Source organism: Rhodococcus triatomae (genome assembly GCF_014217785.1).
GTDB lineage: Bacteria > Actinomycetota > Actinomycetes > Mycobacteriales > Mycobacteriaceae > Rhodococcus_F > Rhodococcus_F triatomae.
Genome location: NZ_CP048814.1, coordinates 2,073,444 through 2,087,354 on the forward strand (window position 1 = coordinate 2,073,444; position 13,911 = coordinate 2,087,354).

General features: G+C 67.2%; 9 protein-coding genes. 6 read left to right on the plus strand and 3 right to left on the minus strand.

All coding sequences use genetic code 11. The features are described 5' to 3' along the window. Positions 1-12: 12 nt before the first annotated feature. Genes G4H71_RS09760 through G4H71_RS09770 form a run of 3 tightly spaced genes read left to right on the plus strand, consistent with a single transcriptional unit; the run spans position 13 to position 5,158 of the window. Positions 13-717, plus strand: a complete 705-nt coding sequence (locus tag G4H71_RS09760; RefSeq protein WP_072740255.1) for a TetR/AcrR family transcriptional regulator — start codon at positions 13-15, stop codon at positions 715-717. Further along, positions 714-3,377, plus strand: a complete 2,664-nt coding sequence (locus G4H71_RS09765; protein WP_281392605.1) for an ABC transporter ATP-binding protein/permease — start codon at positions 714-716, stop codon at positions 3,375-3,377. The genes G4H71_RS09760 and G4H71_RS09765 overlap by 4 nt, the downstream gene beginning before the upstream one ends. Continuing rightward, on the plus strand, positions 3,374-5,158 hold the full coding sequence (locus G4H71_RS09770) for an ABC transporter ATP-binding protein (protein ID WP_072740257.1): 1,785 nt from the start codon (positions 3,374-3,376) through the stop codon (positions 5,156-5,158). Before G4H71_RS09765 ends, G4H71_RS09770 begins: the two co-directional genes overlap by 4 nt. A gap of 1 nt (position 5,159) precedes the next feature. On the opposite strand, the gene G4H71_RS09775 is transcribed toward G4H71_RS09770, so the two are convergent. After that, complete coding sequence (locus tag G4H71_RS09775) at positions 5,160-5,612, minus strand: hypothetical protein (protein WP_072740258.1); 453 nt, start codon at positions 5,610-5,612, stop codon at positions 5,160-5,162. 88 nt (positions 5,613-5,700) lie between these two features. Beyond that, entirely contained in the window at positions 5,701-6,693 is a 993-nt protein-coding gene (locus tag G4H71_RS09780; protein ID WP_072740259.1) for a GntR family transcriptional regulator, read from the minus strand. A 232-nt stretch (positions 6,694-6,925) separates the two neighbouring features. Between G4H71_RS09780 and G4H71_RS09785 the strand changes: the two genes are divergently transcribed. Then, a complete protein-coding gene (locus tag G4H71_RS09785; protein ID WP_217631345.1) occupies positions 6,926-8,119 on the plus strand; it encodes a DUF418 domain-containing protein in 1,194 nt (397 codons plus the stop codon). A gap of 27 nt (positions 8,120-8,146) precedes the next feature. Here the strand turns inward: G4H71_RS09785 and G4H71_RS09790 are convergent, their stop codons facing one another. After that, positions 8,147-9,340, minus strand: coding sequence for a macrolide family glycosyltransferase (locus G4H71_RS09790; RefSeq protein ID WP_072740261.1), 1,194 nt, complete (start codon positions 9,338-9,340; stop codon positions 8,147-8,149). A gap of 418 nt (positions 9,341-9,758) precedes the next feature. On the opposite strand from G4H71_RS09790, the gene G4H71_RS09795 reads away from it, so the two are divergent. Continuing rightward, positions 9,759-10,589: a hypothetical protein gene (locus G4H71_RS09795; protein ID WP_139183366.1), complete on the plus strand. Its 831-nt coding sequence runs from the start codon at positions 9,759-9,761 to the stop codon at positions 10,587-10,589. A gap of 64 nt (positions 10,590-10,653) precedes the next feature. Beyond that, the gene (locus G4H71_RS09800; RefSeq protein ID WP_246442983.1) at positions 10,654-13,311 is read left to right on the plus strand and encodes a DEAD/DEAH box helicase; all 2,658 of its coding nucleotides are present in this window, start codon (positions 10,654-10,656) and stop codon (positions 13,309-13,311) included. The last annotated feature ends 600 nt before the right edge of the window (positions 13,312-13,911 follow it).

Below are 13,911 nucleotides of genomic sequence, written 5' to 3' on the forward strand. Positions count from 1 at the left end.
TCGGAGAGATCAATGGCGAAACGTACCCGGACCGACGGACGGTCCACCGGCGTGCGTATCGACGACATCGTCCGGGTGGGTCGTGGTCTGGGCATGGCTCGGTTGAGCCTCACCGCCGTCGCCACCGAGTTGGGCGTCTCCACGCCTGCGCTCTACCGGCACATCGACGGACGCTGGGAGCTCGAGCGGCTGGTGGGCGAGAGCCTGCTCGCGGACCTCGAGCTCCACGACGACCCGGCCGACGACGTCGAACGGCACCTGCTGTCGTTCGCGCTGCAGCTGCGTGCCTTCGCGCTGGAACGGCCCGGGCTGGCCTCCTACCTCCAGGTGCTGTTCCCCCGCGGGGCGTCCGGGCGCGCCCTGCTCACGGCCGAGATGCGGGCGCTGACGGCGCGGGGCTACTCCCCCGCCGGTGCGGTCACGATGTCCGGCGCAGTCGCCTCCCTCACCATCGGCTTCATCGTGGCCGAGGAACGCCCCGCGGCCGCCGCCGATCCCGTGGGGTACCAGCGCGAGGTCGACGCGGTGATCCGAGCGCTGGCCGAGGATCCCGTTCTGGGCCCCGCACACGCCGAGCTACCCACGGTCACCCCGGAGGACTACACCAAGGCAACGCTGAGGGCAGCGATCGGCGGTCTCGTCGCCGCGGCCCCACCCCATCGCCCGGTCGCTGCGGTGCTGGACGAACTACTCCCCCGATCGGAGGACGGACGATGATGGCACGCAGAGGTTTCCAAGGCGCGGTGCTCCGCGGGTTCGGTGCCCGGTACCACACCGCCACGGTGGTCGGCACCGAGCGGACGACACCGCGGATGCAGCGAGTGTGGCTGAGCTCGCCCACCCTCTTCGACGAGATCACGATCGAACCCACCGCCTGGTTGCGGTTCTGGTTCCCGGATCCGGACGGCACCGAGTCGGAGTTTCAGCGCGGCTACACCATCGCCGAGGCGGAGCCCGAGACCGGCCGCTTCGCCGTGGATTTCGTGCTGCACGAACCCAGCGGCCCGGCGTCCACATGGGCACGGGAGGTCCGCGGAGGCGAAACGGTCGAGGTGACGTCCTTCGGCTCGAAGGGCTTCGCGATCACCGACGAACTGCCTGCGGGATACCTGCTTATCGGTGACACCGCCTCGATCCCGGCAATCAACTCCATCCTCGTCGCCGTGCCGCACACCGTGGATGTCGAGTTGTACCTGGAGAAGCATCACGAGGACGACATGCTCATCCCGCTCACCGAGCACCCTCGCGTGCGGGTGCACTGGGTACCGCGCACGTCGGAGACCGCACTTGCCGACGCTCTCGAGGTGCGCGACTGGTCGAACTGGTACGCCTGGGCGGGACCGGAGTCGAAGTCGCTCAAGCACATCCGCGCTCGCCTCAAGGACGAGTTCGGGTTCCCCAAACCCGAGGTGTACGCGCAGGCGTACTGGGTGCACGGCCGCGCCATGGGCAAGCAGCGGGATGGGGTGGAGCGTGCGGACACCGCGACGATCACCGCTCCGGCAGCCGAGGTGGAAGACCCCCGGGTAACGACGGAACCTGCCGCAGGGGCGCCGGCCGACACACCAGCCGATCCGGCGCCTGCCTCCGTACCGGCCGCGGCACCCCGGCGAGGCAGCTGGCGCTCGCAGGCGGGCAGCCGCCTGCTCACCCCGCTGCGACCGAAGCTGTGGGTGGCCGGGATTCTCCAGGTATTCGTCACCCTGGTCCAACTCGCCCCGTACGTGCTGCTGGTGGAGCTCGCCCGGAACCTGCTGTCCGGGAGCGAGACCTCGACGCTGTGGACGCTCGGAGGGTGGGCCCTCGGATTGCTCGCGCTCGGCACCGTCCTGGAATCCGCGTTGCAGTGGTGGTTGCACACCGTCGATGCCCGCTTCGGACGCGATCTGCGCGGCCGTCTGCTGACCAAACTCGCGCGGCTGCCGTTGGGCTGGTTCACGGCCCGCAGTTCGGGACAGATCAACAAGCTGGTCTCCGGCGACACGCTGTCGCTGCACTACCTGGTCACCCACGCGGTCACCGACGCGGTGGCCGCCGCAGTCGCTCCCCTCGCGGTGCTCGGCTACCTGTTCTGGGTGGATTGGCGGCTGGGCCTGGTACTGCTCGTCCCGGTCCTCGCCTACGCGATCACCCTGGCGACGATGATGGCGCAGTCCGGTCCCAAGATCATGCAGTCGCAGCGCTGGGTCGAGCGGATGAACTCGGAGGCTGCGTCGTACCTGGACGGCCAGCCGGTGATCCGGGTCTTCGGCGGTTCCGCGGCGTCGCCGTTCCGGCGCAGCCTGGACGACTACATCCGCTTCCTCGACGAGTGGCAGCGACCGTTCGTGGGCAAGAAGTCCGCGATGGACCTCATCACTCGGCCGGTCACGTTCCTGTGGCTGATCGCGGTCGTCGGCACCGCGCTGGTGGCCTCCGGCCGCCTCGACCCGGTGGATCTGCTGCCGTTCCTGTTCCTGGGCACCACCTTCGGGGCCCGGCTCCTCGGCATCGGGTACGGCCTGTCCGGTCTGCGCGAGGGCCGTCTCGCCGCCCGCAACATCCAGGTCGCGCTCGACGAGACCGAACTCGCGGTGCAGGGGGCCGCGAGTCCGCTCTCGCAGGAGCCGACATCGAGGGACGGCGCGGGTCGAGTCGTGTTCGACGACGTGACGTTCGGGTACCGGCCGGGAGCGCCGGTCATCGAAAGTGTCTCGCTCACACTCGAACCCGGCACGATCACCGCACTGGTCGGGCCGTCCGGAGCCGGGAAGTCGACGTTGGCCGAGCTGCTGGCGCGTTTCCACGACGTCGATTCCGGAGCGATCCGCATCGGTGGCCGGGACCTCGCCGCACTGACCCCGGACGAGCTGTACACGCAGGTCGGCTTCGTGTTCCAGGACGCGCAGCTGGTGCACGGCACGGTCCGGGAGAACATCGCGCTCGCCGTGCCCGACGCGTCCGAAGCCGCGGTGGAGCAGGCGGCGCGCGACGCGCAGATCCACGAGCGCATCCTGCGGCTTCCACAGGGTTACGACACGGTCCTCGGTGCCGGGATCTCCCTGTCCGGCGGTGAACGCCAGCGTCTCACCATCGCCCGGGCGCTGCTCGCCGACACCCCCGTGCTGATCCTCGACGAGGCCACGGCTTTCGCCGACCCGGAATCGGAATACCTGGTACAGCAGGCGATCGACCGGCTGGCGGCCGGGCGCACCGTCCTCGTGATCGCCCACCGGCTGCGCACCGTCACCGGTGCCGACAAGATCGTCGTCCTCGACGGCGGGCGGGTGAGCCAGACCGGCACGCACGAACAGCTACTCGCCGAAGACGGGCGCTACCGGCAGCTGTGGGAGGCCGGCGCCGTCACCCTCGCCGACACGAAGGAGTCCGTCCGATGACGCGCACCCTGCTGAGCCTGCTCCCGGACGAGCACCGTGGCCGGGTGACCGGCTACCTCACGCTGACCGTGGCCTCGACACTGCTGCGTGCGGTCGCCGTCGTGCTGGTGGTTCCGCTGGTGTCCGCACTCTTCGGCGAAGACCCGGCCGGGGCATGGCCGTGGGTGGCGGTCCTCACCGGTGTCGTCGCAGCAGGATGGATCGTGGACTCGATCGCCTCGCGCATCGGATTCGATCTCGGATTCGCGATCCTCGACCATGCCCAACGTGACATCGCCGCACAGGTGGCGCGGACTCCTCTCCGGTGGTTCACTGCGGACAATTCGGCTACGGCGCGCCGCGCCATCGCCACCACCGGCCCGGATCTGGTGGGGCTCGTCGGCTATCTGGTGACCCCGCTGATCCAGGCCGTGTTGCTGCCGATCGTGATCGGGCTGGCGTTGCTCCCCATCGCGTGGCAGCTCGGCGTCGTCGCTCTCGTGGCGGTGCCGTTGCTCCTCGGGGCGCTGTGGGCGACCGAGAAGCTCACCCGGCGTGCGGGTGCCGTGGCCGCCGAGTCCAACAGTGCACTCACGGAGCGGGTTCTGGAGTTCGCCCGCACCCAGGCCGCGCTGCGGGCGGCCCGGCGGGTCGAACCGGCACGCAGCCAGGCCGGTGCCGCGGTGGCGGCCCAGCACGGCGCCACATTGCGGTTGCTGGCGCTACACGTACCCGGCCAGGTGCTGTTCAGCCTGGCCAGCCAGTTGGTCCTGCTCGCGCTCGCCGGGACCACCACGTGGCTCGCCGTGCGCGGCACGATCGGTGTCCCCGAGGCCATCGCGTTGATCGTCGTCGTCGTCCGCTATCTCGAGCCGTTCGCCGCGCTCGGGGACCTGGCACCGGCCACCGCGACGACACGCGCCGCCCTGCGTGACATCCGCGCCGTGCTGGACGCGCCGGGTCGGGCGCGGTTCGACGACCGCCCGGACACCGCCGGCAGAGACTCCTCCGTGGAGTTCCGGGGTGTCCACTTCCGGTACGAGGACGACAGTTCTTCGGATGACGATTCTTCCGGGGGAACAACGGTTCTCGAAGGTCTCGACCTCGTATTCGAATCCGGACGCACCACCGCCGTCGTCGGCCCGTCCGGATCCGGCAAGAGCACCCTCCTCGCACTGGTCGCGGGGCTCGAGGAACCGACATCCGGCAGCGTCCTCGTGGGTGGGGTCGATCGTGCCGCGCTCGATCCGTCGGAGCGGAGCGCGGACACCAGTGTCGTGTTCCAGCAGCCGTACCTGTTCGCCGGAAACATCCGGGAGAACGTGCGCGCGGGTAATCCCGGCGCCGACGCCGAGCAGGTCGATTCGGTGCTTCGGCTCGCGCGGGTGCAGGATTTCGCGGGCCGTCTGCCCGCCGGGCTGGACACCGTGGTCGGTGAAGCCGGCGGGGCACTGTCCGGTGGGGAACGTCAACGCGTCTCGATCGCCCGGGCACTGTTGAAGCCGTCGGCGGTGCTGCTCGTCGACGAGGGCACCAGCGCGCTCGACGCCGAGAACGAGGCCGCGGTGGTCGACGCCATCACCGACGACCCCCGACGTCGCACACGCATCGTCGTCACCCATCGCCTGTCGACCATCGCGGGAGCCGACCGTGTGCTGTTCCTCGACGGCGGACGCATCGTCGAGGACGGCACCGTGGACGAGTTGCTCGCGGCGGAAGGACGTTTCGCCGAGTTCTGGCGGCATCAGCACGACGCTGCCGGATGGCGGATCACCGCCGATCCGACAGGCGTGTCACGGTGACTCAATTCTCGACCGGGGCCACTCCCGGTACCTGAGCGATGTCGACTCCCGGCAGGAGGAAGCACTGTTCGCCGGCGGCGTTCTCGTGCGGCCCCCATACCGCGGCCACCACGGTGCCCGCCTGCGGCGAGGAGAGCGCAGCGGGAGCACCCCACAGCTCCTGGGTCGACACGAGGGTCTCGTTGCTCCACACCCCGGTATCGAGGTTCAGCCACGTCACCCAGGCGCCTCCGCCGCCGGGTTCGCTGACGACGTAGAGCACCTCGTCGCCGCCGACCGCGGCTTCCTCGTCGTGGGTCACCGAGAGCACGGATGCGAGGCCTGCCTCGCACTCCAACGGAATCGGCTGGAAATCGATGGGGGCGGCCGTCACCGTTGCCGAACCCACGAGCGCGGCCGCGCCGCCCAGTGCGCACACGGCGGCCAGGCGAAGGGGAAATAGTGATCTGGACATGGCATTCCTCTCGAGGTCCCCGACGATCCCGACACTTTCGACACTATCGGCGCGAGACACCGAGGAGAAGATGCGGGAGTCGCCCGAATCAGATTCGTGACGCGTTGGCGAAACCGTGACCTGAGTCCGGGGCGATCAGCGGCGTGAGCCCGTCCAGCAGGTGGGTCATGCCGAGGGTGAAGATCGTCTCGACGTCGGGCGGGGATGTCACGGCGAACATCACGGGGTAGTCACCGCCGGCGGCGAAGCGCGCGAACTCGTCTGCCCGGGATTTCCACCACTGCTCGGCGCCCAGACCCAGTTCGCCTTCCTCCACCACCGCCTGCCCGGCCTGCACGGCCATGCCCGACGTGTACGCGGACAGGATGGTCACCACCTCGAGCGCCGTTTCCGACGAATGCCCTTGGTCGGCAATCACACTCATCATCCACTCGGCATTGGCCATGAGACCGGGCGAGAGCACCGGCCCGGAGACCGGCGTCAGCCGGATCGCCCACGGATGTCGCCGGTAGATCGCCCACTCCCACCGCATCGCCAACTCGAGGGCCTCTCGCCACCCCTCGGGCCGGGGCTCGGGGAGAGCCGCGTCCCGGTAGATCTTGTCGATCATCTCCGTCACCAGATCCTCCTTACCGGTGACGTGCCGGTACAGCGCCATGGCGCTGACCCGGAGTTCGGTGGACACCCGGCGCATGGACAGTCCGTCGATGCCCTCCGCGTCGGCGACGGCGATCGCGGCCTGGACGATGACGTCGCGGTTCAGCCCGGTGTCGCCGGTGTGGCCGCCGTCGGCGACGGCTGTCGTCCGCCTCTTCGGCTCACGCGGATGCCGCGCAGCCGATCCGGGAACGCCCCGGACCACCGTTCCCACCCCGCGCACGGCCTCGACCAGCCCCTCCTGGCGTAGCGCGGCGAGTGCCTTCGTGGCGGTGGCCATGGCCACTCCCCACTCTCTGGTGATCTCGCGAGTGGACGGGGCGCGGGCGCCCGGTTCGAGTTCGCCCGCGGTGATCCGCGCGCGGATGTCGGCGACGACACGCGCGTAGGGCGGAAGTTCCGACCCCGAAGGTGTTGCCATCATGCTCTCCGATCCAGTCCGAACCCCGAGTGTACTAGTGCACGTGCGCGGTGAGGCCGCGTGCTGGCCTCGCCCTCGCATACCCGCGAAACAAGCGGCGTAGCAAGGCGATTGCCTCGAGTGCACTAGTGCTGGGGTGCGAATTTTCCTCTGAAATTGCAGTTCACAAGGACGCTCTCACGTGTTTATGGTGTACACATCCCCCAGCTGACGTCCACACCGTTTGGAGATCGTCATGGCCCATACCGACGCCCACGGCCCGCCCCGCGGTGCCGAAGCCCACCCGGCCCGCGTGGCCGCCGGGCCCGTCCCCGTCGCCCAGCGCGTCCTCGCCCCCGACCTCGCTCGCGGGGTCATGCTCCTCGTCATCGCGCTCGCCCATGCACACCTGTTCGCCACATTCATCGGTGGCGACGACGCGGCGCACACTGCCGCGGACCGGGTCGCGACTGCGGGCACCGTGATGTTCGTCGACTTCCGCGGCTATCCGATGTTCGCGGCGCTGTTCGGCTACGGCCTGGCGCAGATCTACCGGCGCCGGATCGAGCAGGGTCACGAGTGGCCGTGGGTGCGTTCACTGCTGCGGCGCCGGGCGCGCTGGCTGATCGTGTTCGGCCTGTTGCACGTGCTGCTGCTGTTCCTCGGCGACATTCTGGCGGTGTACGGGCTGGTGGCTCTGGTGTTCGTGGGAGTTCTGCGGTTCCGCGACCGGACGCTGGTGCTGCTGGCGCTGGCATGGTTGCCGTTCGGCGCGATCATCCAGGCGGTGATCGCCGCGGATGAGGTGATGACCGGTGAGAGCGGTCGTCCACCGATGCCGGAGGGCTTCCTGGACGAGCTTCTCTTCCGTGTCACGATGTTCGGCATCATGGGGGTGGCGATGTTCATCAGCACCGTCACCCCGTTCCTCCTCGGGATCCTGGCGGCCCGCCACCGGCTGCTGGAGGAACCGGCGCAGCACCTGCGGCTGCTCCGTTTCGCCGCCGTCGCCGGGATCTCGGTGGGCGTGCTGGGCGGACTCCCGTTTGCGCTGGGGAAAACCGGTGTGTGGGAGAGCTATTCCGCGTTGGATGCACTCGTTTCCGCGGGGCTCCACCAGGTGACCGGCTACGCTGCCGGGCTCGGCTACGCGGCCCTCATCGCCCTGATCGCGGTGCGCCTGGCAGGGCGGGAAGGCCCGGTGACGACTGCCCTCGCGGCCCTCGGCCAACGGTCACTGACCTTCTATCTGGCGCAGTCGGTGGTGTGGGCGGTGCTGTTTGCCTCGTACACCTTCCACCTGCAACTGACCTCCCCAGCCGCCGCCGTACCGCTCGGGGTCGCGGTGTGGCTGGCCACGGTGGTTCTCGCCGACCTCATGCGACGACGAGGGATGCGCGGGCCTGCCGAGGTGGCGTTGCGTCGGCTCAGTTATCGGGAGGGAAGCTGAGGATCCGTCACATGGACCGCGCCGGCGTCACACGTCCGGCGACCGGTGTTCACGATCGCGGTCGACGAGTGCTTCGATCAGGTCGGCAGCGGCCTGGGCCCCTCCGGCGGACCGGGCAACGGCCTTCTCCTCGGCACAGCGTCGAGCGACGTCCTCCGACGACGCGACCCGCAGCACGGCCGCGCGCAGCGATTCCGGGGTGACGTCCTCGGCCGGCAGGAGCTCTCCCACGCCGATCTCGGCGAGTCGCGGGCCGTTGACGAACTGATCCGCCGCCTGCGGGACGGCGACCATCGGGACGCCGTGCCAGAGCCCCTCCGAGCACCCGCCCATCCCGGCGTGGGTGACGAATGCCGATGCGTGTTCGAGGATCGCGAGCTGCGGCACCCACTCCTGCACGACGATGTCGTCGGGAATCTCGCCGAGGTCGGCGGGCTGCACGTGCGGGCCGACCGCGAGCACGGTGAGCCAGCCGGTGCCGTGCATCGCGGCGATGCAATCCCGCCAGAAGTCCGGGCGGTCGTTGTACGCCGAGCCGAGTGAGACGAGCAGCAGCGGGCGGTCCGGCTTCGGCCACGTGCCCTGGTGCGAGCGGTCGTCGATCACAGGGCCGATGAACGTGTAGCGGTCGGAATCGACCCGATCACGATGGGGCTGCATGGCTTCCGGGATCAGCACCACCGAGCGGTCCGGGGGCCCGAGGAACTCCTTGCTGTTCAGAGGTACGCCGGCTTCGGCGAGCCAGCCGTCCATCTCGGCCTGCCAGATCAGCCCTTCGGGTTCCTCGAGACACTCGTAGGCCTCGGCGAAGTCCTCTTCGAAGGTGTCCCAGGCGACCATGTGCGGTGCCAGCTCGACCCGCGGGATGCCGCGGACGCGGGACAGGGCGTGCCCCGCCCAGCCGCTGCCGTCGTAGCAGACGACGTCGGGCAGGTCGTCGCCGAGCGCGGCGGTGATCTGTGCGTAGGCGCTGCGGGCTTCGTCCGAGAACAGCTGCATCGCCTCGATCCCGCCCTCCGGCCACTGCTCACCCTTCGCCGGGTCGGGCAGATCCGTGTGGATCGGCAGCACGGTGGCTCCGGTGGCGGCCACTGCGTCGGCGAAACGATCCGGGACGGGATAGGTGACGCGGTGTCCGCGAGCGACCAGCTCGGCCATCACCGGCAAGTTCGGATGGATGTGGCCGTGCGCGGCGGCGGTGGACATGAGGATGTGGCTCATCGTGCTCCTGGCATAGGGGCTGGGCTCGAATCCAGGTGTACCGGACGGCGGCGGCGGGGTGCCAGTGAGTTTCCTCGGCCATCGTTCTGTCCTGCGGTACGGTGTGTCTGATTCGGGGTGGGATCTCCAGGGGGTTGAGCAGTGACGATGAAGGTCGATCCGGACGTTCTCAGGGCGTTTGCAGGATTCGTGGACAGTGCGGCCGACAAAATCGGGGACTCGACCCCGGGTAGTTCGGTGGACAGTCTGCTGACCGCATTCCCCGGCACCGCGTTCGGATCGGTCGCCGATCGAGGCCGCGACATCAGCGAGGGTGCCCGCCAGCGAATGGCCCTCCTAGCGGATGGATTCGGCCGACTATAGCCGGCCAGGCAGGCGGCTATGTCCTGGAAACGCCATTTGAACAGATTGGACTGAAGTGCTCGGAAACGGCACCGGCGCGGGAGCACCACAGATTTCCGAATGGAAGAAGGTGCGCCGCAAGCCGAGCATTGCCTTGGAGGCTTTCCTTGTTGCAGCCGCTATCGGCGGCGTCTGGATGTCCTTCGACTATCGTGCGAACGACGACTACTCGATGTTCGTATGCATGGCAGCCTTCTCAGCGACTGCCTTTTCCGCGATGCTCGCCTGTCGCTACGGGCTCGTGCGCACACGGAGCAACCGCCCGGATCATTCTATTGATACCGGAGGGATGAGGTTCGACTTCCCCAGAGGTCTCTGGGCGAGCATTACAGTTACAGCGACCTTCGTCGCCACAAGTTTCATCGCGCTCTTGACAGCGCGAATCAACCACGTCCTCGAGTTCGGCTGGGGGCTCCGGGAGTTCCTGGCAGTCGGCGGGGCCACCCTGATGGTCTTGTTCTCGAGCGTTTCACTGGGTGTCTTGTTTCGCGGCGCAGCGAGAGGTATGTACCTGGCGGTTGTTCCAGAAGGGATCGAGTACGCGAGCCTCGGCGCTTGCAGGACTGCGAAGTGGGATGACATCCGGCTGGTCATCCCGTTCGAGATGGCGGAGTCACCCGTCATCAAGGTATCGACCAAGTTCGTCGAGCCGGCGAGTCCCTTGCGAAAACTCGTTGGGCTACGGGAAAAGCGGCGCGTTCTCGATATTCCTGCGCACGCGTACAGTCTGGAACCTGAGGTGCTGCTTTCCATACTGAAGTTCTATTGGGAGCATTCAGAACTGCGGTGTGAACTCTCAACCGGGGCAGCCGATCAAAGGCTCCGTGCCGGATACTTCTCGGCGTGATTCTACGCAGGACCGAGGCGCGCGGTGGCAAAGCACACCCGCGTCTGAAAGGGTGGCGAATGTGATGGAGGGGACATCAACACAAAGGGTCGCTCCCGCAACCGGGGCCGCAACGTGGCAGTGGATCAAGGGCGAGACACTTGACGCTGTCGACGACCTGATCGAGCAGAGCCTCGCGAAGGTGGTCTTGACCACCGCGACACGCAAGCCAGTGCGGTTCTCGCCCCACTGGCGGAAGCTGACAGTCGACGTCTCGGGGCAACGGCCCGCTGGAGGGTGGGAACGGGCTCGGTGGTTCCTCGTCGATGCAGACACCGCCGGCTCGTCAGATCCGCAGCGTGCGAATGTCACCATCATCGAGAAGCCAAAACCATGGAAACTTGTGTTCGACATCATGGGCGCGTCCGAGGCGCTGGGATCGGTCACTGCAGTGCACGCCGCCTACAGCGACGACATGGAGTTACAGCTTCTGCTTCAGCTGCGCGAGGCCCTCATTGCCTGCACCCGCGCCCCTCAGCTCGAGAACATGTGGAAGCCGGATCCGGTGCTATCGCCGCGATCGGAACCTGTCGGCCTCAACCCACCGCAGGCGCAAGCTTTTTCCGCGATGACACAGCCTGGCGGCGCCCTGGTCTGGGGGCCTCCGGGGACAGGGAAGACGAAGGTCATCGTCGCCGCAGTGTCCGACGCTCTCGCCCACGGCCGCTCCGTGCTGATCGCTTCCCACACCCACGTCGCAGTCGACAATGTGGTCGCCGACGTCGCGAAAACGGTCAAGGGCCCCGGCCAGATAGTGCGAGTCGGCTCAGCCGACAAGATCGGCAGCGAGGTCGCCGCCCACGATTGGTTGACCCTGGACAAGGCGGCGGCAGCTCTGACCAACCGAGACCAGCGGATGAAAGCAATCGATGATGCTGCCGCGGCATTGCGGGACGCGCCGGCGCGATCGGCTCTCGAGTCAGTGCTGGATCAGATCGGCGATCTCGGTTTCGATGTCGATGCCGCAGTTCAACTCCGCGATCTTCAGCAACATCGGCAGCAGCTCAGCGGTGAGGCGGAGACTCTCGCCACGGACCGCACCGACCTGCTCACGCGGCACGGACAGATTCTTGCCGAACTCGCCGAACTCGGCGACGTCGATCGCAACCTGGCAGATGCTGCAGCAAGAGCGCACGCCGCACGTAACACAGCGGAGCAGGCGTACCACAGTTTCCACCAGCTTCAGCAGGCCACGTTCACCATCGACGCTGCTCTGGCCCAGGCGACGGCGGTCCGAGTTGCCGCGGCAAACACTCCCCGAACCAGAATCTTTTCCCGGCGCAAAGCATCTCGACAATCCGTCGAACATGCCCAGGCCAATGAGGCGGAACTGCTATCCCAGAAGCACACAATCGCTGCGCGACTCCCTCACGCACATCATGCTATGGAGGAGACCCAGCGCGCGCTGCGCGCTGCGCAAGCAGCCCACTTCGCAACACACGAAGCCGCGAGGAGAGCCTCGGACCTGCGCAACCACGCACAGAGCCTCCACACCGCCATCAGGCGTGGCGATGTCGCCGCAGCAACGATCACCACCGATCTCGCCGAGGTCGATCACGCAATCAGCGAGGTCACCACCGAGCACGACGATGACCTTCTGTCCAAGGCTACCGAGAACGAGGTCTTCGAGCTCGTCATGCGTCGCGACCACTTAGCCGCTGAGGTCATCGACCTCGACCGTCGCGCGGACGACCTGGATGCGGAGCGAGCGCGGCTGAGGGACGAGTTCGCCAACACTCGTCGACAGCTACTCGAAACGGCTCCAGTCCTGGCCTGCACTCTCGCCGGTCTGACCACGGCATCAGAGTTGGTGCGGCGACGATTCGACGTCGTCATCATCGATGAGGCCGCCTCCGCCGGTATCCCCCACCTGACCTATGCCGGCGCGAAAGCCGACACCACCCTCGTCTACGTCGGCGACTTCCTCCAGAACGAACCGATCTCCAACGTCGACGATGCGATCACCGCCGACGATCTGCGCCGACGGCGTTGGCAGACCGGTGACATCTTCGGCCTCCACGGAATCACTAGTCGATCGACGGCAGAGTCTCACCCCCGCTGTGTCGCCCTCCGTACGCAGTACCGTTACCCTCCCGTCATCGCAGGGATCGTCAACCAGTTCTGTTACGACGGCCTTCTCGAATCCCATTGGACTGCAACACCGTCCCCACCACACGTGATATTCCTCGACACTGCCGGACACCCCGGTGAAGGACTCCGACGAGTCGGCTCGTCATGGAAGCACCCGCTCGGACTCGAGCTGCTCAGAGCTGTCCACGACAAGCATGGAGGTGACGGTGCCGCAATCGGCTTGGTATGCCCATATCGCGAACACGCCTTGGCCGCTCAAAAACTGGCCAGGGACGAACGACTTGGCGTCGATGCTGGTACCTCGCACAAGTTCCAAGGCCGCCAGTTCCAGGTGGTCGTCTTCGACCTGATGCAAGACTCCGCACGCGACCGGTGGATCGTCGGCGCCGACCTTGCCGGCGCTCAGCGCAACGTCTCCGCTGCGAAGCTCCTCAATGTCGGCATCACCCGAGCGCAACGCACCCTGTACCTCATCGGAGACTGGGACTACATCTGCGCGGCGCCGGCGCCCGGCATGCGCGCAGTGCGCGATCTGGAAAGCCACCCTCACTTCCAACGCATCGCCGCAACGGAGTTCGTCAAGCTCGGGTAGCTTCCGGCTCGTCCGACCAGGTTGCTCTCCGTCATTCAGAATAGCCGTACCACCTTGACCGGAGCAGAGGATCGTAATGAATCGGAAGCTGGCAGCTCTACCCTTGGGCCCATTGTTGTTGCCAGATGCTCACAAGCGACGGACGAGTCGGATGCAGCATGGACGAGCATCGCCTAGATCCGGGTGCGTCGCGCGAGACCCTGACAGAACCAGTGCCTTCCGAAGTATTCGACGGATTGGACCCTTGCAGTTCAGCAAGTGAACATGAAGTAGGGCCTTTCGGTGGAGGCTTGGATACGACGCCGGTGCGGCAAGGTGGGGCTAGAAACGAAGCGGGAAAGTTTGGGGTGCAAGTGGGGTTCGAACGTCATGTCGATCCTCTTCACGCTGAGTCCTTTCGGTTCAACCAACGATGGAGGCACTGCGACCTTGACTCACGCACCCGGTCGTCAAGTTGATCGCGTTGGCGTCGACCCGAGGTGTGCTCCGTCGAGGTCCCGTATTCGACTGGGCGTGTCGTTCAAATTTCGGTAGTGCCCGCGCCCCATCTTTTCGAGCGCACGCCGGTGACCGAGGAAACCTCGGTGGTCAAGTCCCAGG